This is a genomic window from Parahaliea maris, assembly GCF_008064665.1.
Classification (GTDB): Bacteria; Pseudomonadota; Gammaproteobacteria; order Pseudomonadales; family Halieaceae; genus Parahaliea; species Parahaliea maris.
This window is the reverse complement of the sequence record NZ_VRZA01000002.1, coordinates 635,044-656,325: the sequence shown is the minus strand read 5'-3', so window position 1 is coordinate 656,325 and position 21,282 is coordinate 635,044. Positions and strand designations below refer to the sequence as shown.

The following is a 21,282-nucleotide window of genomic DNA, read 5'->3' as shown; positions in this document are numbered from 1 at the left end:
GGTATTCCCGCTACCGGGAGCCGGCTGGTTTACCATGCTGAACGCGCCTGACGACCCCGCCGCGCGATAATGCCGCCAAAGATAACAAGGGGAACACCCATGAAAATCGGCATCTGCCTGCCCTACATGAAAGACGGCCTCTCCCGCGACGATTACCTGGCCTGGTTTCAACGCGTCGACGACGGTCCCTTCCACAGCCTGTCCTGTGGCGAGCGGGTCCACGGCCCGACCTATGACATGCGGGTGCTGCTCGCCGCCGCTGCCGTGGCCACCCAACGGGTGAAAATTACCCCGACCCTCTACGTCCTGCCCATGCACCCTGCCGTGGCCGTCGCCAAGGAAATCGCCACCATGGATATTCTCTCCGGTGGACGCTTTGAACAGGTGTGTCTCGGTTACGGCGGCCGGGCCCAGGACTACGCCGCCCTGCACCAGACCATGCGCGGCCGCTACCAGCGCATGGATCGCCAAGTCGAGGATATGCGCCGGGTGTGGGCCGGCGAAGAAATCATCGAGGGCGCCGGCCCCATCGGCCCCTCCCCTACACGCACCGGCGGACCTCAATTGCTGGTAGGCGCCCTCGGCCCCAAGAGCATCGCCCGCTGCGCCAGGTGGGCCGACGGGCTCTACGCCTGGTCGGGCAACGGGGAGCAGGCCGAACTGGCCAATGCCTTCGCCGTCGCCGAGACGGCCTGGGCCGAGGCCGGGCGCGAACGCAGGCCCTATCGGCTCGGGGGTTTCTGGTACTCGCTGGCGGACAACGGCGCGCAACGCCTGCACGATTATGTCTATGACTACCTGGATATTGCCGGGCCGGAGATCGCCAGGGCGATGGCGGAGTCGGTCCACCGCCACAACGCCGACGCCGTCCGCGAAGCCCTCGACAATGCCGAGGCTGCGGGTTGTGAGGAGGTGTTCCTGGTCCCGGCGACGGCGGACCTCAGCGAGATCGATCGCCTCAGCGACTTGCTGGCCCGACGCTAACGTGCCGATGCCGGCGGGCTATCGAAGGCCGCCCGCTCCGCGGCCTGCCGCGCTGCCCGTTCGCCGTGGGCAAATGCCCCGGCGACATTCTGGGCACCGTTCAACTCCGAGTGGGCGATCAGCACGCGGCCATAGCCCCGCTTCACGATGTCCAGCGGGTTCCCGGAACCGTCCCTGCGCAGCATAAAGCCCGGAGGCCGGGCAAGCCGCGCGTGCCCCCAGCGGTTGAGGACAATACCGGCTATATCGCGGCGTGCATCAAAGCCGAGTGGTCCAAACATCTCGTTCATCTGCTCCCGCACCAGTCGCTCGTAATCGGCATAGCTGGTAGCGAACAACTGCGCGCGCCCGGCGCTGGTCTGGGTTCGTGGATCCGAGCCGCCCCACTGGTACAGCCCCATGTAAAGGGTGAACAGCGCCGGCCGACCCGGGTCAACAGGGGGGGTGTCACCCGGAACCTGCATCGGGGCCCGGATATTGCCGCAGAAGCCCAGCCGGCGGTGATCGTCAAACCAGCGCACGGCACCGGCCCCCAGTCGCTCGAGAAACCGCCAGTTACGCAGGGCCACATTGATCACCAGCGCCGGTGCGTGCAGGAACTCGCCGTAGGCGGCAGACATTTCCGGCGGCATGTCCACCAGCAGGTGACGGTTGATCCAGCCGCCGCTGGCCATGATCACCTGCCCGGCGGTGGCACGGTGCAACAGACCGCCGCGCTCATAACGCACGTCGACCGGCCCCTCGTAGCCGCCCCCGCGGTGAGCCACCTCGACCACGGTGGAAGACAGGCGAATCCGGGTAGGCTGGCCTGCCCTGTCGAGCTGGTCGAACCGGACCGGTCCGCCCAGCAGGCTGGCGAATTCACCCGCCCCACCGATAGCCCCGGGAAGCAGCTGGCGCACAACCGCACGGGAGAAAGCGCTGTTGCCGCCGGGAAAAGAAGGAATGCCTTCGCTGCGCTGCATCACGAAATGGCTCGACTCCCGGGCGGACGCCGCCTCGGGACTGAGCCCTGTCAGCAGTCCGACCAGCGGCCTGGCCATATCCACCACAGCACTGTCATAACCTTTCACCTCCTGCAGGAAGTGGCGGTAGCTCATGTTGTCCAGGGCGAGATCATCAAGACCGTGGCGATCACCGGGACGACTGCGCCAGGCGAGTAGATCGCGGCGCGCCCGGGGACCGAAAGGTGTGTCGTGCAGGTTCTCCTGCCAGATGTTGCGATGAAAAACAGGTGTCTTGCCGTCATCGGAAAAATAGTAGGCGACATCGACCAGGTTCTCGCCGATACCGTCCATGTTGGTGTAATTGTCGGTGGCCAGACGGATACCGCTGGCCTGGACGAAGCTGTATTCGCGCGGTAGTTCGAGTTCCTTGAACAGGCGGTCCATCTGGCTTCCGCTACCGGGCTCCGGCACGGCAAAGTCATTGGAAGCCTGGGCGCCGCTGAGGTGTACGCCGTCTACCAGAAAGTCATTCTGTCGCGATGCGCCGCCAAAAATACTGTGGTTCTCGAGTAGCAGGCAGCGCTTATCTCCCCCGGTGAGTTGCTGAAACTTCCAGGCCGCTAACAGGCCTGCGGGACCGCCGCCCACGACGATCAGGTCATAGTGTTCACGGCTATCGACGGTGGGCAGTTGCGACCAGGTCTTGTCGCGCACCCGGTGCGCGGCAGACATCACTCCGAAGGTATTACCGTTGGCGCCGGCGTAATCGCCCACCCCACCGTAGCCGGTCCAGGGATCACTGCCGCTGGCGCCCACCGTACCGCCCGGGCTTGCCACGGTCTCGCTGGCGGCGCTGTGACTGCCGGTCATTCCCGACAGCAACAGGGCGCTACCGGAAAGGGAGCCGTTGATAAAGTCCCGCCGGGTCATGGGCCGGTCCAGCCCAAGTGCCCGATCGCGCCGCCTGCTGCTCATCCGGCCTCACTCTCCTGTGGTCTGGGAATTGGATCTGATTATGCCTTCGAAGGCTGGCCCGGGCCATCCGCTGACCAGCGGCCCACGCAACCCGGCTCGCATGGCAGCCGCTCCAACCGACCTGCTACAGCGAGCGACACTCGTCTAGACTGTAGTAAATCTACAAGATGGAGCGGTTAAGGGGGCAGTGACCGGCCATGCTTGTAGTTTGACTACAAGTTGTTGATATTGAAACAATTTTTTATAGCAGTTCGCTCCCGTAGCGCCCCCGGAGGCTTTATACTCGCGCCCTCACTTACCATCGCCAGTTAATACCCGGAGTTTTCATGGCCAAACGAGTCTACCTGTTCAACGAAGGCAGCAAGGACGATCGCGACCTGCTCGGTGGCAAGGGCGCCAACCTTTGCGAGATGACCACCCTCGGCCTGCCGGTGCCCTATGGCTTCATCATCACCACGCCCACCTGCCGGGAGTTCTTTGAGGGCGGCAACAAACTGCCGTCGCTGCTGGAGCAGGAATACCGGGTTGCCCTGGACCTGGTGGAAAAGAAGATGGGCGCCCGTTTTGGCGACCCGGAAAACCCCCTGCTGTTCTCGGTACGCTCGGGCGCCCCCGTGTCCATGCCGGGTATGATGGACACCATTCTCAACCTCGGTCTGAACGACGATATCGCCGAGGGTCTGGCGAAAAAAACCGACAACCCCCGCTTCGCCTACGACTGCTATCGCCGTTTCATCCAGATGTTCGCCAACGTGGTACTGGAAGCGGATGGCGAGCAGTTCGAGCACGCCATCGAACAGTACAAGGAACAGCACAACAAGCCCCTCGACACCGACATGGAGGCCGAGGACTGGCAGGCCATTATCGCCACCTTCAAGGGCCTGGTGGATTTCCCCGAGGATCCCTTCGTCCAGCTGAAAATGGCCGTGGAAGCCGTGTTCCTGTCCTGGCACACGCCCCGGGCCTACGTTTACCGGGAAATGAACAACATTCCCGAGACCCTCGGCACCGCGGTCAATGTGCAGGCGATGGTGTACGGCAACTTTGGCGACACCTCCGGCTCCGGTGTGGCCTTCACCCGCAACCCCTCCAACGGCGAGCACGAATTCTTCGGTGAATTCCTGTTCAACGCCGCCGGTGAAGATGTGGTGGCCGGTACCCGTACCCCGCAACCGCTGGAGGCGCTGAAAGACAAGCTGCCCACCGTCTATGACGAGTTGTACAAGACCCAGGCCCTGCTGGAAAAGCACTACCGCGACATGCAGGACCTGGAGTTCACCGTACAGGAAGGTCGCTTCTACATGCTGCAGACCCGCAGCGGCAAGCGTACCGGCCGCGCCTCGGTGAAGATCGCCGTGGACATGGTGAAGGAAGGCCTGATCAGCGAGAGTGAAGCCCTTATGCGGGTTTCACCCGAACACGTCGAGGCTTTTCTGCACCCGATGATAGACCCGCAAGCCAAAACCGACATCGTAGCCACCGGCCTGCCCGCCAGTCCGGGAGGCGCCACCGGCAAGGTGGTGTTCTCCGCCGATGAGGCGGTCCAGGTGGCTGCCGGCGGTGACAAAGTGGTCCTGGTGCGCCGGGAAACCACCCCGGAAGACATTCACGGTATGAAGGTGGCCGAGGGCATTCTCACGGAACTCGGCGGCATGACCTCCCACGCCGCCGTGGTCGCCCGAGGCATGGGCGTCTGCGCCATCACCGGCTGTGGCAGCCTGAAGATCAATTACGCCGAAGGCACCGCCACTACCGCCCAGGGCGTGGTGATCAAGCGCGGCGATGTCATTACCCTCGACGGTACCGCCGGCGATGTCATGCTCGGCGATATTCCCAAAACCGAAGCCAGTTCCTCGGATGACTTCCAGGTGCTGCTGTCCTGGGCCGACAAGCACCGTCGCCTGAAGGTACGCGCCAATGCGGAAACCCCAGAGGATGCGGCCAAGGCCCGGGAACTCGGGGCCGAGGGCATCGGCCTGTGCCGCACCGAGCACATGTTCTTCGAAGCCGATCGCATCGACATCATGCGCGCCATGATCCTCTCGGAAACCAAAGAAGAGCGCCAGGGTTACATCGACCAGTTGCTGAACTTCCAGCACGACGACATGCTCGCGCTGTTCAAGGTCATGAACGGCCTGCCCGTCACCGTGCGCCTGCTGGACCCGCCGCTGCACGAGTTCCTGCCCCACGACGACGCTGAAATCGAAGCACTGTCCCAGCGCATCGGCAAGAGCGCCGACAAGATTCGCGACATTGTGAAGGACCTGGCCGAAGTCAACCCGATGCTCGGTTTCCGCGGCTGCCGCCTGTCGGTGGTGTATCCGGAAATTACCGAGATGCAGGTGAAGGCAATCATCAGCGCCGCGGTGCAAGCCATCGAGGAAGGCTACAAGCCGCTGCCGGAAATCATGATCCCGCTGGTGGTGAACGTGCGCGAGATCCGCCTGATCTCGGCCATCATCGACCGCGGCATCCAGGCGGTACTGAAGGAAAAGCAGATCTCCGTGCCCTACAAGATCGGCACCATGATGGAAACACCGCGCGCCACCCTGGGTGCGGATCGCCTGGCGGGCGAAGTCGAGTTCATGAGCTTTGGCACCAACGACCTCACCCAGATGACCTACGGTTTCTCCCGCGACGACGCCGGCAAGTTCATTCCCCAGTACCTGGAGAAGAAACTGATCGAGGCCGACCCCTTTGTGTCACTGGACCAGCGTGCCGTCGGCCGCCTGATGGAAATGGCCGTGAGCGAGAGCCGGGCCCGCAAACCGGGCATCAAGTACGGCATCTGCGGCGAGCACGGCGGTGACCCCCGCTCCATCCAGTTCTGCCACGACCTGGGCCTGGACTACGTCTCCTGCAGCCCGTTCCGGGTACCGGTGGCGCGGATCGCGGCGGCGCAGGCCAAGGTCAAGCGCGAACTGGACCGTTAGGGCATACTGCATTGACCTGCATCAAGTGACGCGCATTGCGTCACTTGTCCGGCTCGGGGATACTGACGGCTGCGCCCTTCCGGGCGCCCATCGCAGAAGGAGCCCAGCATGACGTCGGAGCAGTGGCAGGTATTCGACCTCGCCGAAGTAAAACAAAAGATCAGTGGCGAAGCCGTTCAATACCTTGAATTTCTCAAGGTACCGGCCATGAGTTGCGGCCTGTATTTCCTGCCCGCCGGGAGCAAGGATATGCAGTCCCACCACGACGATGACGAGGTCTATATGGTGCTGGAAGGGAAGGCCCGCATGCGCCTCGGTGATCGCGAGAAAGCGGTGGGCCCGGGTTCGGTACTCTATGTCGGCGCCACCACCGAGCACAGTTTCTTCGAGATCGATGAGGACATGACCCTGCTGGTGATGTTTTCCAGCGCACCGCCGGTCAAGTGATCGGCCCTAGTTCAGCAGTATTCCCCAGTATTTGAATACCAGGGTACCGATGAAGGTACCCAGGGCATAGCCCAGCACGCCCGCCAGTACCCCGGGGGTCACCAGGTTGTTCCAGCCCTTGGCGGCAGCGAGGGCGGGTGCGGTGGTGGCACCCAGTACGGCGGCGTTGGATGCGGTGATCAGTTCCGGCAGGCTGAGGCCGAACAGGCGCCCGAGCAACAGGGTCACCAGCGCATGCACCGAGAGCAGGATCAGCACCAGGGCGATCAACAGCGGCGCCACGGAGACCATGGCCACCAGGTTGGCACCGGCGGCAATGGCGGCAAAAAATACGAACGAGAAGCCCACGCCCAGCTCGAAACTCCCGGCCAGGCGGCTCGCCGTGCCGGACATGCCGGTGGCAAACGCCAGCGACAGCACCGTGATGATCACGTACCGCCAATCCTGCCACCCGAGTGCCGCCACGATGGCGTCGCCCAGCGCCACGATCACCAGCGCCACCGCCAGAGACTGGGTCAGGGACATCGCGGTGACTACCTCCTGCCGGCCACTCCCCTTTGAGTCCCCGGTTTCGTCGTGCGCCCGGAAACGCCGCGCCAGCCAGGCCCAGCCCGGCAACAGCGCAAGCACCCCGAGATAGACCGCGCTGAACAGGTTGTCTGCGGCCGTCGCCGCAGAAAAGAACGAGGCATCGGCATTCAGCCCGGTGACCTCGCCGAGGGCCGCGTAATTGACAGAGCCGCCGATGTAGGTGGAGGTGAACAGCCCGGCAATCGCCGGCTCGCGGGTGTGGGCGGGAAGATCGGCGGCCGCGCCCAGGGCCGAGAGGTCCAGCGCCAGCGCCGCCACGGTCACCCCCGCCACCGTACCGACACTGGCCAGCAGGAAAGCGATGGTGGTACGGGTGGATTCAAACAGGATGCGACGCAAGTCCGCCTGGAACAGGAACAGCGGCAGCAGCACCGGCACCATGTAGCGGAACACGAAATCGTAGGCATTTGCACTGTGCGGGATAAGGCGGAGATTGGCCGCGGCGATGGCCAGCAGAATGGCGATTACGGTACCGGTGAGGTGGCTCCCGACACGGGTACGTTCCAGCCGAAACGCCAGGCCGGCAATGGCAAACAGCGCCGCCATGAGCGCAAGGTCGTTATCTGCTGAAATCACTGTCATGGATAGGGACTATAAAGGGCGCGCGCTTAAGTCGCTATCAAAAACCTGCTAGGGTTGCCGTCCCCCAACTTGTTCAACAGAGTCACACCATGAGCCAGAGCTTCTATCCCCCCCAGCGCACCCTGATGGGTCCAGGCCCCTCCGACGTTCCCGCCCGCGTACTCGGCGCCCTGGCCCGCCCCACGCTCGGCCACCTGGATCCCCTGTTCGTGGGCCTGATGGACGATATCAAGGCCCTGCTGCAGTACGCTTTCCGCACGGATAATGCACTCACCCTGCCCGTTTCCGCTCCCGGCTCCGCGGGGATGGAGGCCTGCTTCGTCAACCTGGTATCCCCCGGCGACAAGGTCATCGTCTGTCGCAATGGTGTGTTTGGCGGACGCATGCAGGAAAATGTCGAGCGCTGTGGCGCCACGGCGGTCATGGTCGAGGACGATTGGGGCCAGCCGGTCAGTATCGACAAGGTGGCCGAGGCCTTTGCCGAGCACCCCGACGCCAGCCTGCTGGCCTTTGTCCACGCGGAAACCTCCACCGGTGTGCGCTCCGACGCGGCCGCCCTCTGTGCCCTGGCCCGTGAGCACGGTGCCCTCAGCATCGTCGATACCGTCACCTCCCTGGGCGGTATCGAGCTGGACGTGGACGGCTGGGGTGCCGACGCGGTCTACTCCGGCACCCAGAAATGCCTGTCCTGTGTGCCGGGTATTTCCCCGGTCACCTTCAGCCCGCGGGCAGTGGAGCGGATCAACGGGCGGGAACACAAAGTCCAGAGCTGGTTCCTGGATATGCAACTGGTGATGGGTTACTGGGGCGCCAACACCAAACGGGCCTACCACCACACGGCCCCGGTCAATGCGATGTACGCCCTGCACGAATCACTGGTGATGCTGCAGGAAGAAGGCCTGGAAGCCGCCTGGGCCCGTCATGCCCGCAACCACGCTGCCCTGGTGGCCGGCCTCGAAGCCATGGGGCTGTCGATGGCAGTGGCCGAAGCCCATCGCCTGCCCCAGCTGAATGCCGTCAACATTCCGGAAGGTGTGGACGACGCCGCGGTGCGCAGCGCCCTGCTCAACGAGTTCGACCTGGAGATCGGTGCCGGCCTGGGCGCCCTCGCCGGCAAGACCTGGCGGGTCGGCCTCATGGGTCACAGCAGCCGCGAGCGCAACCTGGTGAGCTGCCTCACCGCACTGGAGTCAGTCCTGGGGAGCCAGGGTGCCGCCATCCGCACTGGCGCGGCCCTGCCCGCTGCCAAGGCCGTCCTGGCCGGCTGAGATACGCCGGTCCGCGAGCGCCGACAGGGGATCGCCCAGCTCGGGGTTGCCACTCAGCATGGCCCACAGGGCGTTGCCCTGCCGCCCCCCGCCGTCCCGGTGGGTGATATAGCCCACGTGGGATGCATCACCCGCCGCCGGATCGAGTTGGATGCTCCACAGCGGTGCGATCTCATTGGGCAGCAACGAGTACCGAATATCGATAACCCGGTCCGCATGCCGCGGATCGAGGGCCACATAACCATTGCTGAACCAGCTGAACCGGTCCACGTCCGCAGCCTGCTGTGATCCCGGCTCCAGCCACGGCAGGTCCCGAGCGGGATTCAGTACGGGTACCGAATCCCCGGGGTAGATACGGGGCGAGAAACCGGTGCGCACCGCATCCACGTAGAACTCACTTTCGGTCTGGTAGACCACCTTCCACACCAGGATATTACCGAAGCTGGGTTTGGCCTCCAGCCGAACCGGCTCATGCCCCCGGGAGGCCGCCAGTTGCTCACCGATGGCTATCGCCTCGTTGCGCTGCCACAGGCCCATGCCGAGATAGGCCAGCGCCCACACCAGGGCGTAGCGGGCCAGCACCGGTTGTTTGCGCAATCCCCCCATGACCACCAGCAACAGGATCGGCACCGTGAACAGCGGGTCGATGATCGACACGGTATTCCAGGCGATGCGCATATCGCTGAAGGGCCAGAACAACATGGTGCCGTAGGTCGTGCACACATCCAGCAGGGCATGGGTGGCATAACCGAGGGTGCAGAACGCCAGGGTACGCCCGAAGCCGAAGCCCCGCCGTTTACCGATCACCCCGTGCAACACCAGGGCACAGAGCAGCCCCCCGAGCGGGATGAACAGCAGGGAATGGGTGAACTGCCGGTGGTATTCGAGGAACAGCAGCGGGTCCTCGCTGGAACGGATCAGGACGTCGAGATCCGGCGCCATGCCCGCCAGGAAGCCGAGCAACCCGGCCGTCGCCGCCTCGCGCCGGCGCGCACTCGCCTGGGGCAGCGCCGCGCCGAGTACACCCTGGCTCAGCGGGTCCACTAACTCACCCGTTTCAGGGTATTCACGTCCTTGTGGTCATAACTGCGCTTTTCGTAGATATCCAGCACGGTGGACTCTGTGTAGCGCATCTGGTCGCCCTTGACTGTAATCGTGTGGGTGAAGGCCGTGGTGCGGCCGTTCTGGAACATGTAATCGGACTGGGCAATCCCGGTGCCCTCGACATCACAGGCGACCGTGAACACGAGTTCATCGTCCAGGCTGGCCGGAGACGCCAGGGTTCCGCTGGCCACCACCGCCACTCCGCGGGGAATGGTGAACGTCTCCATGAGGGTGTCGGTCGCCGCGTCCCACATCCAGAACCCGACCTGGTCGTGGAACACCTTGTTGTTGGACTTGCGACTGACTACCTGGTGAAAGCGCACCACGGCCAGCACCTGGTCCTCGCAATTGGTGACATCACCGGCGGCCACAAAGGTCAGGGTCTCGTAGTAGGGATTGCGCTCCTCGCCATCCGGCTCCGGGGCGCGGTCCACCCCCTTGTCTCCCTCCCAGATACCCAGCAGGGCGGCCAGGGGGCCGTAGTCGATACCGTCGATGGTGGTCTGTTCGCTCATCCTTAATCCACTCCTTGTCCCGGGCGTCGCCCGTGATTTAGTCACAACAGGGGATTAAACTACAAAACGCGGCGCAAAGGCGCTACTTTACGTGAGCAATTCATCAGGGGTTCGAACCTTTGGTCACGCCCCTTGTCCAACACCTCAACCCGGCGATAACGGGTCGCAGCGGGCTGTGCCCGCTGCGCAACAAGTCACAAGGAGTCAAGACCAATGGGAACTCTCAGAAACACTGCCCTGGCCGCGGCCGGCATGCTGGCGCTCAGCGCCTGTACCACCAACCCCTACACCGGTGAACAGCAGGCCAGCAAGGCTGCGACCTACGGCGCGGGTGCCGCCGCCGTCTGCGCCCTGGTAGGCGCCATCGAATCCAGCAAGCACGCCCGCAATGCCGCCCTGGGTTGCGGCCTGGCGGGTGCCGGTGTCGGCGCCTACATGGATGTGCAGGAAGCCAAGCTGAAAGAGCAATTGCAGGGCACCGGGGTACAGGTCCAGCGCGAAGGCGACAACCTGCGCCTGATCATGCCCGGCAACATCACTTTCCAGACCGATTCCTACAACCTGCGTTCGGATTTTTACCCGGTGCTCAATTCGGTGGGGACGGTGCTGGCGAAGTACGCCGACACCACCCTGCGCGTCACCGGCCACACCGACAGCACCGGCGCTCGCTCCTATAACCAGACCCTGTCGGAACGCCGCGCCGGTTCCGTGGCGGATTACCTGGTCACCCGGAGCGTCGGGCGTTCGCGCATGCTGGTCGACGGTATGGGCCCCGACCAACCCATTGCAGACAACGGCACCGACGCCGGCCGCTCCCAGAACCGCCGGGTCGAGCTATACATCCTGCCCAAGGCGATCTGACGCACCGTTCTTACTCACTACCAGAGGGGCGCCACCCGGCGCCCCCGCTCAATCAATATCCCAGCTGTAATACAGGTCGACCGAACTTTCCAGGCGACTCACCACCTCCAGCCACAAGCGGGTGTAGAGGTACAGGCGTGCGGTCAGCACATTGATCGGTTCGTAAAGCCCGACCCCGTAGGACAGGTAGATCCTCTCCCCGATGTAGCCACTGACGGTGGCAGCCGTGTCTTCCGCGCCGCCCTCGGCGCCAAACTCCACCTGGTTGAGCCCCGGCAGATTGTTCAGGCCCTCCACCAGCGCACTGCGGTTGACGATGCCGGTGCCCAGTGACAAGGCCAGCGCGGTGCCGTCCGCGTCGGCACCGGAATCCAGGCCGCGCCCCCTGACCAGGTAGGACAGCGCCTCGGCCTGGGACATCGCTGGGTCGGTATAGACCTGGAGCGCCGGTTCATCCAGGGTGCCCGACACCCGCACCCCTGCGGTGACCTGTTCCAGGGAAATCTCCCGTTCGGCGCGCAGGTCCAGCTCCGGATTGTCCGGTACCCCGGCAAAGGACACCCTGCCCTGGCGAATTTTCAGGTGCTGGCCGTAGGCGCGGAACTCGCCGCCCACCACATTGAGATTGCCGTAGAGTTGCAGCGGGCTGCCCGGACGCTGGCGCACCTCGAGATCGCCCCCGACGGTGGCGTCGAGACCGCTGCCGAGCACACGGAATTTGTCGGCAATTGCCAAGCGTAGGTCGATACTGGTGTCGAAGGGCTGCTGGTCCTCGAGTACGTTGCCGGCGTAGTCCACCCGGACCACATCGGGCGACAGCTCCACGCTGCCCTCTGGCAGCTGGTCCTGCTCCAGCAACCCCTCCTCCACCGCAATCCGCCCGCTGAGGGAGACCAGGTCAGCGCGCGCGCTGACCTGCAGCTCGGGACTCACCACCACTTCCAGGCTGGGGGGATAGACCAGGCGGTTCTTGCGGCCCTCGATGGCCAGCTCCAGCGACCAGTCTGGCAGGCCGCGGAGCGTACCATTCACGGCTAGCTCACCACCGCCCAGCAGGCCACGACCGTCCACCAGCACACGGTCGCCGAGCACATCCAGGCGCAGATTGAGGTCTTCCACAGCGGTCGGGTTTTCCAGTAACTGCAGGGCCCCCTGCCGCCACCACAGGCTGCCGCGGCCCTCGGGGGCGGTGGCGCTACCCGCCAGCTCCAGTTCACCATCCAGGCTGCCTTCCAGTCGGACCAGCTGGGGAACAAAGGGCCGCAGGGCCGCCAGGTCCAGCTGATGCAGCTGCAGACGGCCGCTGAGTGTACTGCCCTGGTTCCCGTCCAGTGTCGCCTGCAGTGCCAACACGTCGCGCTGATCGCGCTGCAAAATCGCATCAATTGCCGTGTTCCCCTGGGCACTGCGGGCCTCTACCCGCAACAGGTCCCAGGACCAGCTGGCCATGGTGTCTTCGATCCGCTGGCTGAGCAGGCCGTGTTCGAGATTGAACACCGCCTCCACCTGCAGCGGTGTTGTCTCAGTCCAGTTGGCACGAATATCCCCGTTCAGGTCACCTTCCACCTGGACTCCCTCTGCAGCGAACCGCGCCAACAGGCCCGCATCCCCCGCCAGGGCAAGGGAAAACTCGCCAGTCTTGCCGAACCGTCCGGCCCGCAAGCAAAGTTCTGTCGCCTTCGCCTGCCAGCAGTGGGCGTCGACCGTCAGGGTATCATCTTTCCAGGTGAACCCGGCGCTGTCGGCCAGCGTCCAGGCTCCAACGGGAGTCTGGAGCTCCGTCGCGGCGAGACTACCGCGCCATGCATCCCCCTCTCGCGCGACCTGAAGCGACAGCAGTCCCTCAAGGTCGCCGCTGCTTTGCCAGTCGAGGGTCATCCTGGAGCTGCTGGCAGTCAGGGCGAGATCGCTGCGATAGATGGTCAGTTCTCCCTGCTGGATCTCCTGCAGCGCGATATCGGCGACAACACTGCCCCCCTGCTCCAGGTCAAAGCGACCGCTGGCGGTTCCCTGCTCGAGCCTCAGGTCCTGCCACCCGAGTTCCTCCGCGGAGAGTTCGAAGCTGCCGCGCTGGGCCCTGGACTGCAGCCGGGCAACCAGGTCCAGGGCACCGCGACTCCCCGGCTGCCAGCGCCCCAGGTCCCCCACCCGCAGGTGCAAACGGCTGTCCTGGGAACCGGGCACAGGTTCCAGGGTGCCCAGGGCGTCATTGATGGCAAACGCCAGCTGGCCGCCAGCGAGGTACTGTTCACTGTCGAGCTGGACGTGGCCAGCTGCCGATGCTGGAAGCCCGTTTACTTCTCCGCTCAGTTCGACATTCTGCAGATCGACGGCCCAGCCCTGGTCTGAAAAACGCCCGGAGAGCGCCAGCTCGCCGTCAACGCGGCCAAAGAGGTATTCACTCAGGTTGGGCAGTGTGAGGCCCGGGGTAGCGAGGTGAAGATCCAGGGCCGTTTCCGCCCCGAGCCCCAGACTGCCTGTCGCCAGCAAGGTACTGCCCTGCTCACCGGGTTCCCGCGCACTCAGGGAGTCGACCCGTAGCAAGTCCTCTTGCCACTGGCCTTCCAGAATCAGCGCGAGGTCCTGGTAACCCAGTCCAGTCGCTACGCCCGCCAGCAGCAGATCAACCCGGTCCAGGTTGCCTTTGGCCGAGACAGACAGCGGCGCCTGTAGCTGAACCGGACCCAGCTCAGGGGGCAGCTCGAGCAGGCTGCCCAGAGTCAGTTCGCCATCCCACTCGAGCCGGGCCTGGGCATCGAAAGGCAGGTCGCCCGCGAGGGTATCCAGGGTCCCGCGGACCTGTAGCCGGCGCGGGCCGGCACTGTTCAGGCTCAATTTCAGCGCCGCCAGGTCGCCCCCGGCGGACAGCGACAGCGGGCCCGGCTGCAGCGCTGCGATACCCGGCAGTTCGGCATCCGGGACCGCACTGAGCCGGGCCTCCAGCGGCCAGTTACCGGCAAACTGCAGTTCACCGCCAAGTTCCAGCTGTCCCCATGCTGCCCTCGCGGCCGTGGCCTGTTCCACCTCCAGGCGATCCTGCTGCCAGCGGCCGCGCAGGCTGATACGGTCCAGGCTGCCCGCCTGTCCCGCCAGGCTCCAACCGGGCCTGACCAGTTCCAGCTGATCGACCGCGAGCTCGAACGGCAACCACAGGGCGGGCAGTTCGGTGCGCCCGGCGTCAGCCTCCGAACCGGACTCCAGCGCAAGCCGAGCCTCCCGTACACGACCCCGGGTGATGTAGATACCGGTGGTTTCCACCACAACTCCCAGCAGGGTCCGACCCTGGGACCAGCTGCCGCCGTCCCACTCAATCCTGGTGTTGGCCACCTGAAGCTCTGGCGCCAGCACGCGCAGCGGGAACACCAGCGGCGTGGTATCCACGTCCTCGTCGGCGTCATCGCCGGCCTCGCCAGAGGCCGCCGCTGTCACTCGCAATGCGGCTACCGAGAGACCGTCAAAGCAGAGCTGGGCCTGCACCAGGCAGACCGGTCGCAGCGCTGCCTCGACCCCCTCGAGTTCCAGGGTGAGCCCTTCGCTAGCCAGCCGCACCGAGCCCAGGGCGAACGTACCGAACAGCCGCCCGCTGGTAAACTCGATGTCCAGCGGGGTGTAACTGTCGACAAGCTGGACCACGGCCCGGCTGCCGCTCTGGGTGAACGGCAGCGTCGAGAACAGGCCGATCACCAGCACCAGCATCATCGGCAACCAGGTCAGCAGGCGCTTCAAAACTCCGCCCCGATGTTGATATGCACCCGCCAGCTGGGGTCATCCTCGCTGACGCTATTGGCCACTTCCAGTTTGACCGCCCCCACCGGGGTCAGGTAGTGGACGCCCGCCCCCACCCCGTAGTTGGGTGAAAAATCCTCGGCGTTAAAGGCATCACCGGCGTCGACAAACACGGCGGCCCGCCAGTCCGGCAGGAAGCGATACTGGTATTCCAGGCTACCCACCAGCAGGCGGTCCCCCCCCACCGTGAGCGTATTGGTGGTGCCGTCATTGCGCGTCACCTTTACTTCCTCGCCAACGCTCTGGTAACTGTAGCCGCGCAGGCTCTGGGACCCACCGGCGAAGAAACTCAAGGATGGCGCCAGCTGATCACGTTGGCTGTCGGAGACAAACACCACCCCCGCCTCCAGGCGACCGACCAGCCGGTGCGGAGTGCCAGCCAGGGCATGCACATACACCAGTTTGCTGTAGGCCCGCACCAGATCGATATCCGATCCGGCCTGGTCGCTGCCCCCTTCCAGTTGATAGAACTGGCTGAGACCGCGACTGGGATTCACCAGCGGGCCCACCCGGTACTTGTGGGCCAGACTGATACCGGGCAGCAGGTAGTCGTCATCCTGACTGAGGCTGGCCACATCCCAACGCTCATTCAGCTGTCGCAGGGAAATACCATAGATCCAGTTGTCACGGCGTAACTCCCGGCGCACACCGAACTCTGTCTGGTGGCTGTCGATGTCGCCATACTCGTTCTGCTCGAGGCGCGCACGCAATTGCAGGACATCATCCAGGGGATGCGTCAGGGGGATGTTGTAGGTCACCCGCCCGCTGGGATTGATCTTGGAGTATTCCAGCCGGGTCTCCTGGCTGTGCCCCCAGCGGTTGACGTGGGGCGTTCGCCACACCAGCGATACCCGCTCCCGGGTATCTGTACTGTAACCCACGCCCACTTCGAAGCTGTGCCGCTTGGCAGACGAAAGATCGAGGGCCAGGGGAATTTCCAGCCCCTCGACGGCGTCGATTTGCGGCCGGACCAGTACGCCGCTGAAGTAGCCCGTGCGTTGCAACTGCGACTGGAACTCCTGCAACCTGGCGAGCTCGAAAGGGTCCCCGCGATTGAAGGTTTGCAGCGCAGCCAACTGCTCATCGGTGAGGTACTGGCCATCGTGCAGGAGGCGGCCGAATCGATAGCGCGGGCCGCTGTCGAAATGCAGGATCAGACGGGCCGAATTGGCCGCCACTTCCACCTCGACCCGCTTGCGGGTGAGGCGCGCATCGAAGTAGCCGCGCCGCTGGGCCATATCCAGCAGCGCCTTCTTCATGGCCTCGTAACTATCGTGGTTCAGCTGATCGCCGGGCTGCAGGGGGGCCTTGGCCAGATAGTCTGTGAAAGCAGGGTCCGCGGCGGCGTCGCCGAGCAGTTGCAGGTCGTAATCGTCCAGGTGGACCGGCTCTCCCGCGGTCGCAGTTATCGTCAGCTGCCAGGGCTCGACCGACTTGTCGAGGGTAAAGTCGATATCGGGATCGTAGTAACCGAGTGCCTGCAGCCCCTTTTCAACCCGGTCGCGGACGGTGGTGACAAAGGCACTGCGCTCGGCCACCGAGTTCGGCGCCTCCCCCAGCCAGGCCCTGACATTGTTGCGCTGGGTTTTATCCAGGCCCTCGATGCGGTACTCGAGGTTCGCCGCCAGCACCACGCCGGGTAGCAGCAAGAAACCGGCGAGGAAGAGCAGCCACAGCAAACACCGCAGGACGACAGTGGGCACGTGACAAGCGGAGCGGCTCCCGGCGCGGCCGGGGAAAATGGCAGGACAATGCGGTGTTCGGGCTGGGCTCACAGAAACAATCCTGTCACGGGCAGTGGATTATAGCCAGCCGGCAGCTATCGGCCTACGCTATGATGAGAGCGATGTGATGGAGTACCGCTATGTTTGAAGCCCTGGAAACAGGCAAGTTCCTCGACAAGGACAGCTATGACGAGCGCGAGCAGGTTCTGCGGGACCAGCTGCTCCAGTACCAGTTCGAACTGGCCCAGCAGCAGGTACCGGTCATCGTTGTCATGGCGGGCGTCGACGGCGCCGGCAAGGGCAGCGTGGTGCACCAGCTCAACACCTGGATGGACCCTCGGGGTATCGAGACCAACGCCCTGTGGATGCATTCCGACGAGGAGGAATCGCGTCCCCACTACTGGCGCTACTGGCGCGCACTGCCGCGCCGGGGGGAAATCGGGATTTTCCTCGGCTCCTGGTACAGCCGCCTGCTGCGGGTGGCACTGGAAGACAAGCCGGACCGGGCCCGGCAGGCCCACCGCCTGACCCAGATCAATGACTTCGAGCGCCTGCTCACCGCGGACGGCTACCTCATCGTCAAGTTCTGGCTCCACGTAACCCGCGAAACCCAGCGCCTGCAACTCTCCGAGGAAGCGCCCATCCAGCAGCAGAACCCCCGGGTCGGGGCGGACGCCAAGGCCTGGTGGAAAGCCTACCCGGCCGTGCTCAAGTATGCCCAAAAAGCGCTCCTCGAGACCGACACCGGCAACGCGCCCTGGCACCTGGTGGAAGCGGAGGACCGGCGCTACCGGGATATCGCTGTGGGGGAACTGCTGCTGGACGCCATGGCAACCCGCTCGGAGCGGCGGGACAGCCCCCCTTCCCCTCCCGTGCCAACCAATATCAGCCGCGGCCAGCCAACGGTGCTGGATACCGTGGACACGCAAGCCCGCCTCGGCAAGAAAGAGTACCGGGAACAGCTCGCCGACTACCAGAACCGGCTGCAGGACCTGGCCTGGAAGGCCCACCGCCAACAGCGCTCCTTCGTCGCCGTGTTTGAGGGCTGGGACGCCGCCGGCAAGGGCTCTGCCATCCGCCGGGTAACCGGCGCCATCGACCCGCGCCTCTACCACCTCGTACAGTACGCCGCCCCCACCGACGAAGAACGCGACCACCACTACCTCTGGCGCTTCTGGCGCAACCTGCAGCGTAACGGCCGTGCCACCCTCTTCGACCGCTCCTGGTATGGCCGGGTACTGGTGGAGCGGGTGGAGGGCTTTGCCAGCCACGAGCAGTGGCAGCGGGCCTACAACGAAATCAACCAGTTCGAGGAACAACTGGTGGAGCACGACATCGTGCTATGCAAGTTCTGGCTTCACATCAGCCCCGAGGAACAGCTGGCACGCTTCAAGGAGCGCGAAGCTACCCCCCACAAGCAGTACAAGATCACCGAAGAGGACTGGCGCAATCGCGAGAAGTGGCGCGACTACGAACTCGCAGTGGAGGATATGGTCGCCCACACCAGTACCGCCGACGCCCCCTGGACGCTGGTGGCGGGTAACGACAAGTACTACGCCCGTATCCAGATTCTCAGCACCTTGTGCGAGCGGCTGGAAGCGGCTCTCGACTAGTGCGGACCAGAGGGTGGCCCCGGCCGGAGGGCCCTCGCTATAATGCGCCCTCTTCGCCCCTTCGGCGATCCCGTAAGCAAAGGCACACAGGCCCATGAAGCTCCACATCATCACCACCGGCGGCACCATCGACAAGATCTATTTTGACGCCAAGAGCGACTACCAGGTAGGCGATCCGGTCATCGGCGAGCTGCTGGAACGGATGGGTGTGGGTTTTGCCTTCACGGTGGAGTCGGCCATGCGCAAGGACAGCCTGGACATGGACGACGCCGACCGCGCGAAGATCCGTACGCTGGCGGAGCGCTGCACGGAGGAATGCGTCCTGATCACCCACGGCACCGACGGTATGGTGGCCACGGCCAAGGCCCTCGCCGGCATCCCGGGCAAGCGCATTGTCCTCACTGGCGCCCTGCAACCGGCCGCTTTCGCGGAAAGCGACGCGGTATTCAATATCGGCTGCGCGATCGGCGCGGTGCAGAGCAAGCCGCCGGGAGTCTACATTGCGATGAACGGGCAGGTGTTTGATGCGGATCGGGTGGTGAAGAACCTCGATGCGAATCGGTTTGAGGCTATTTGAGTCGTCGGCTATTAGTTTGGGGGGAAGCTTTCGAGCTCAGTGGCGGCGTGATCGATGGGAGTGCATTTCCGGACTCGCTGCAAGTACATCCATGTACGCTCGTAATCGCCATCCATGGCTCATACGGTCCGGAAATGCACTCCCACCGCTCACCCCTTCAACTGCCCTTTCCCACTTCGTTCCGGGCAACGGCACGTAACCAGTAACGAAGTTCGATATCAGAATCCAAGGCTGCCGTACGGGAGGGCCGCGGAGAGACCGTCAGCGGCCATGGATGGCCGCTGTCGAGCGCACATGGACGTGCTTGTAGCGTGTCGCGTAGCGGCCCTCGCGTACGGCAGCCGCCTCATGACCTGAACGAAGTGTCACCATTGACCGAACTACGCCAGCCACTAGTGACGAAACCCGGAGAAAGAGCTACCCAACCGGCGCCACCAACTGCATCAACACCGCACACAGCCACGCCGCATACGTCCCCAGCGCATACCCCAGCACCGCCAGCAGCACCCCGACCGGCGCCAGCGACGGGTGGAACGCCGCCGCGACCACCGGTGCCGAGGCCGCACCGCCCACATTGGCCTGGCTCCCCACCGCGATAAAGAACGTCGGCGCCTTGATCACCCGCGCCACCAGCAACAGCAGGCCCGCGTGGATCGAAATCCAGATCAGCCCGACCACAAAAATACCCGGGTAATTCACGATCGCCTTGATATCCATCTTCATGCCAATCGAGGCCACCAGGAAATAGATGAACACCGAGCCGATGCGCGATGCCCCGGCCGCCTCCAGCTTGCGTACCGGTGTGAAGGACAGGCCCAGGCCGATGGTGGTAGCGATGACCACCAGCCAGAAAAACTGGCTGCCCAGGCTGAACTTGTCGAGGGCGGGATAGTGGCTGCTGATCCAGGGGGCGATGGCGTCGGCCAGCAGGTGAGAAAAGCCCATCACGCCAAGGCCCACCGCCAGCATCAGCATGAAGTCCGGCAGGTGCGGCATGCGCGCGTGGTGACGGTGGAAATGTTCGACCGCCTCGCGCACTTCGTATATCGCTGACGTATTGGCCCCGCGCTTCTCATCCAGTTCCTCGGCGCGGCTCGCCATGATCAGCAGAATCGCCATCCAGATGTTGGCGACGATAATGTCCACCGCGATCATCGAGGGGAAAATCTCGTCCGAGACCTGCCACATCTCGTACATGGCGGTCTGGTTGGCACCGCCGCCGATCCAGCTGCCGGCGATGGTGGACAGGCCCCGCCAGATCTCGTCGGGTGCAGCCCCGCCGACCGTCTCCGGGCTGACCATGGATACCAGCAGGATGGCGATAGGGCCGCCGATGACGATCCCCACGGTTCCGGTGAGGAACATGATGATGGCCTTGGGGCCCAGGGCAATGATGCGGTTGAGATCGATGGACAGGGTCAGCAATACCAGCGCTGCCGGGAGCAGGAAGCGCGAGGTGACGTAGTAGATACTGGAGTGCTCTCCACTGATGATGCCGGCGGTATTGAGAATGGAGGGCAGCAGGTAGCAGATCAGCAGCGAGGGCACGTAGCGGTAGAAGCGCACACAGGCGGGATGCTTGCTGTTCTCGGTGTAGAACACCAGGCCCAGGCACAGGGCCAGCAGACCGAGGGTTACAGCGTCGCTCTGGATAAGAGGCAGTTGAGTCAGGTCGGCGCCGGCACTGGCCATGGTTTCTCCCGGGGCAAAGCGCGAAGGATAGCGCCCGCCTCCGCCGCTTGCCAGCCGCGTGAACGTTTTCAAGACCTAGAGGGGAACGCCACTGTCCTGTTTGATGGCCTCGATCACGACGTAGGTGTGGGTCTGGGCGACGCCGGGTAAATCGACAATCGTGGCCAGTACTTCCCGATAGGCCTCCATGTCGGCGAGAAGCAGTTTCAACAAATAGTCGAAACCACCGGCCACCATGTGGCACTCCGCCACGGCGTCGATCAGCACCACCGCGTCGCGAAAGCGATCGAAGACATCGGCGGTCGTGCGGTCCAGGGTGACCTGAATAAAGGCCGACGTGCCATAGCCCAATGCAGCGGCGTCCAGCTTGGCGCCGTAGCTGCGGATCAGGCCCGCGCCCTCCAGCCGCCGCACCCGCTCGAGGCAGGGGCTGGGAGACAGGTTGACGCGTCGCGCCAGTTCCACATTGGAGATACGCCCTTCCGCCTGCAGGATAGCCAGGATCCGCGTATCTGTGCGGTCAATGGGCGTCATACCTCGCGCTTTGGCCTTTACCACTTACCACTCCAGAACTTTATTCGGCAATTTTCCATTTTAGCCATATTTCGTACGCTTTAAACCCCAAAAAAGCCAGCTCATTCTGCGGCTGACTGACTACACTTCCCGCATCTCAAACCCGATAT

At 64.1% G+C, this 21,282-nt stretch carries 15 protein-coding genes; 7 read left to right on the top strand and 8 right to left on the bottom strand.

All coding sequences use genetic code 11. The features are described from left to right. Positions 1-99 precede the first annotated feature (99 nt). A complete protein-coding gene (locus FV139_RS07305) occupies positions 100-984 on the top strand; it encodes an LLM class flavin-dependent oxidoreductase (RefSeq protein ID WP_148067589.1) in 885 nt (294 codons plus the stop codon). On the opposite strand, the gene FV139_RS07300 is transcribed toward FV139_RS07305, so the two are convergent. Then, positions 981-2,906 (bottom strand): NAD(P)/FAD-dependent oxidoreductase, encoded by a 1,926-nt coding sequence (locus FV139_RS07300; RefSeq protein WP_148067587.1) that lies wholly within the window; start codon positions 2,904-2,906, stop codon positions 981-983. The genes FV139_RS07305 and FV139_RS07300 overlap by 4 nt on opposite strands. A 326-nt stretch (positions 2,907-3,232) precedes the next feature. Between FV139_RS07300 and ppdK the strand changes: the two genes are divergently transcribed. Then, the gene (ppdK, locus tag FV139_RS07295) at positions 3,233-5,839 is read left to right on the top strand and encodes a pyruvate, phosphate dikinase (protein WP_148067585.1); all 2,607 of its coding nucleotides are present in this window, start codon (positions 3,233-3,235) and stop codon (positions 5,837-5,839) included. Positions 5,840-5,947: 108 nt separating this feature from the next. Beyond that, positions 5,948-6,286: a cupin domain-containing protein gene (locus tag FV139_RS07290; protein ID WP_148067583.1), complete on the top strand. Its 339-nt coding sequence runs from the start codon at positions 5,948-5,950 to the stop codon at positions 6,284-6,286. 6 nt (positions 6,287-6,292) lie between these two features. On the opposite strand, the gene FV139_RS07285 is transcribed toward FV139_RS07290, so the two are convergent. Then, on the bottom strand, positions 6,293-7,459 hold the full coding sequence (locus FV139_RS07285) for a DUF819 family protein (protein ID WP_148067581.1): 1,167 nt from the start codon (positions 7,457-7,459) through the stop codon (positions 6,293-6,295). Between the two features lie 89 nt (positions 7,460-7,548). Between FV139_RS07285 and FV139_RS07280 the strand changes: the two genes are divergently transcribed. Further along, positions 7,549-8,727 (top strand): pyridoxal-phosphate-dependent aminotransferase family protein, encoded by a 1,179-nt coding sequence (locus FV139_RS07280; RefSeq protein ID WP_148067580.1) that lies wholly within the window; start codon positions 7,549-7,551, stop codon positions 8,725-8,727. Here FV139_RS07280 and FV139_RS07275 read toward each other — a convergent pair. Both FV139_RS07275 and FV139_RS07270 read right to left on the bottom strand, forming a co-directional pair. Next, positions 8,650-9,771 carry a metal-dependent hydrolase gene (locus tag FV139_RS07275; protein ID WP_148067578.1) on the bottom strand — a complete coding sequence of 374 codons (1,122 nt, stop codon included), beginning with the start codon at positions 9,769-9,771 and terminating at the stop codon, positions 8,650-8,652. The two genes, FV139_RS07280 and FV139_RS07275, sit on opposite strands and share 78 nt — an antisense overlap. Next, the gene (locus FV139_RS07270; RefSeq protein ID WP_148067576.1) at positions 9,771-10,346 is read right to left on the bottom strand and encodes a heme-binding beta-barrel domain-containing protein; all 576 of its coding nucleotides are present in this window, start codon (positions 10,344-10,346) and stop codon (positions 9,771-9,773) included. Before FV139_RS07270 ends, FV139_RS07275 begins: the two co-directional genes overlap by 1 nt. Positions 10,347-10,559: 213 nt before the next feature. On the opposite strand from FV139_RS07270, the gene FV139_RS07265 reads away from it, so the two are divergent. Beyond that, a complete protein-coding gene (locus FV139_RS07265) occupies positions 10,560-11,207 on the top strand; it encodes an OmpA family protein (RefSeq protein ID WP_148067574.1) in 648 nt (215 codons plus the stop codon). 48 nt (positions 11,208-11,255) lie between these two features. On the opposite strand, the gene FV139_RS07260 is transcribed toward FV139_RS07265, so the two are convergent. Both FV139_RS07260 and FV139_RS07255 read right to left on the bottom strand, forming a co-directional pair. Beyond that, positions 11,256-14,933, bottom strand: a complete 3,678-nt coding sequence (locus FV139_RS07260) for a translocation/assembly module TamB domain-containing protein (protein WP_148067572.1) — start codon at positions 14,931-14,933, stop codon at positions 11,256-11,258. Further along, a complete protein-coding gene (locus tag FV139_RS07255; RefSeq protein WP_148067570.1) occupies positions 14,930-16,696 on the bottom strand; it encodes an autotransporter assembly complex protein TamA in 1,767 nt (588 codons plus the stop codon). Before FV139_RS07255 ends, FV139_RS07260 begins: the two co-directional genes overlap by 4 nt. A gap of 161 nt (positions 16,697-16,857) precedes the next feature. Between FV139_RS07255 and pap the strand changes: the two genes are divergently transcribed. Together pap and FV139_RS07245 are read left to right on the top strand one after the other, a co-directional pair. After that, a complete protein-coding gene (gene pap, locus FV139_RS07250; RefSeq protein WP_148067569.1) occupies positions 16,858-18,330 on the top strand; it encodes a polyphosphate:AMP phosphotransferase in 1,473 nt (490 codons plus the stop codon). Positions 18,331-18,424: 94 nt separating this feature from the next. After that, positions 18,425-18,907 (top strand): asparaginase domain-containing protein, encoded by a 483-nt coding sequence (locus FV139_RS07245; protein WP_148067568.1) that lies wholly within the window; start codon positions 18,425-18,427, stop codon positions 18,905-18,907. A gap of 417 nt (positions 18,908-19,324) precedes the next feature. Here the strand turns inward: FV139_RS07245 and FV139_RS07240 are convergent, their stop codons facing one another. Both FV139_RS07240 and FV139_RS07235 read right to left on the bottom strand, forming a co-directional pair. Next, on the bottom strand, positions 19,325-20,599 hold the full coding sequence (locus FV139_RS07240; protein ID WP_213004046.1) for a DUF819 family protein: 1,275 nt from the start codon (positions 20,597-20,599) through the stop codon (positions 19,325-19,327). A gap of 75 nt (positions 20,600-20,674) precedes the next feature. Beyond that, positions 20,675-21,157, bottom strand: coding sequence for a winged helix-turn-helix transcriptional regulator (locus FV139_RS07235; RefSeq protein ID WP_456238454.1), 483 nt, complete (start codon positions 21,155-21,157; stop codon positions 20,675-20,677). Between the last annotated feature and the right edge of the window lie 125 nt (positions 21,158-21,282).

What these genes read in the sequence shown, in the direction of transcription:
- FV139_RS07290 (WP_148067583.1), top strand. Translation starts at nt 5,948, where the DNA reads ATGACGTCGGAGCAGTGGCAGGTATTCGACCTCGCCGAAGTAAAACAA.
- pap (WP_148067569.1), top strand. Translation starts at nt 16,858, where the DNA reads ATGTTTGAAGCCCTGGAAACAGGCAAGTTCCTCGACAAGGACAGCTAT.
- FV139_RS07300 (WP_148067587.1), bottom strand. Translation starts at nt 2,906, where the DNA reads ATGAGCAGCAGGCGGCGCGATCGGGCACTTGGGCTGGACCGGCCCATG.
- FV139_RS07280 (WP_148067580.1), top strand. Translation starts at nt 7,549, where the DNA reads ATGAGCCAGAGCTTCTATCCCCCCCAGCGCACCCTGATGGGTCCAGGC.
- FV139_RS07245 (WP_148067568.1), top strand. Translation starts at nt 18,425, where the DNA reads ATGAAGCTCCACATCATCACCACCGGCGGCACCATCGACAAGATCTAT.
- FV139_RS07265 (WP_148067574.1), top strand. Translation starts at nt 10,560, where the DNA reads ATGGGAACTCTCAGAAACACTGCCCTGGCCGCGGCCGGCATGCTGGCG.
- FV139_RS07270 (WP_148067576.1), bottom strand. Translation starts at nt 10,346, where the DNA reads ATGAGCGAACAGACCACCATCGACGGTATCGACTACGGCCCCCTGGCC.
- FV139_RS07240 (WP_213004046.1), bottom strand. Translation starts at nt 20,599, where the DNA reads ATGGCCAGTGCCGGCGCCGACCTGACTCAACTGCCTCTTATCCAGAGC.
- ppdK (WP_148067585.1), top strand. Translation starts at nt 3,233, where the DNA reads ATGGCCAAACGAGTCTACCTGTTCAACGAAGGCAGCAAGGACGATCGC.
- FV139_RS07305 (WP_148067589.1), top strand. Translation starts at nt 100, where the DNA reads ATGAAAATCGGCATCTGCCTGCCCTACATGAAAGACGGCCTCTCCCGC.
- FV139_RS07285 (WP_148067581.1), bottom strand. Translation starts at nt 7,459, where the DNA reads ATGACAGTGATTTCAGCAGATAACGACCTTGCGCTCATGGCGGCGCTG.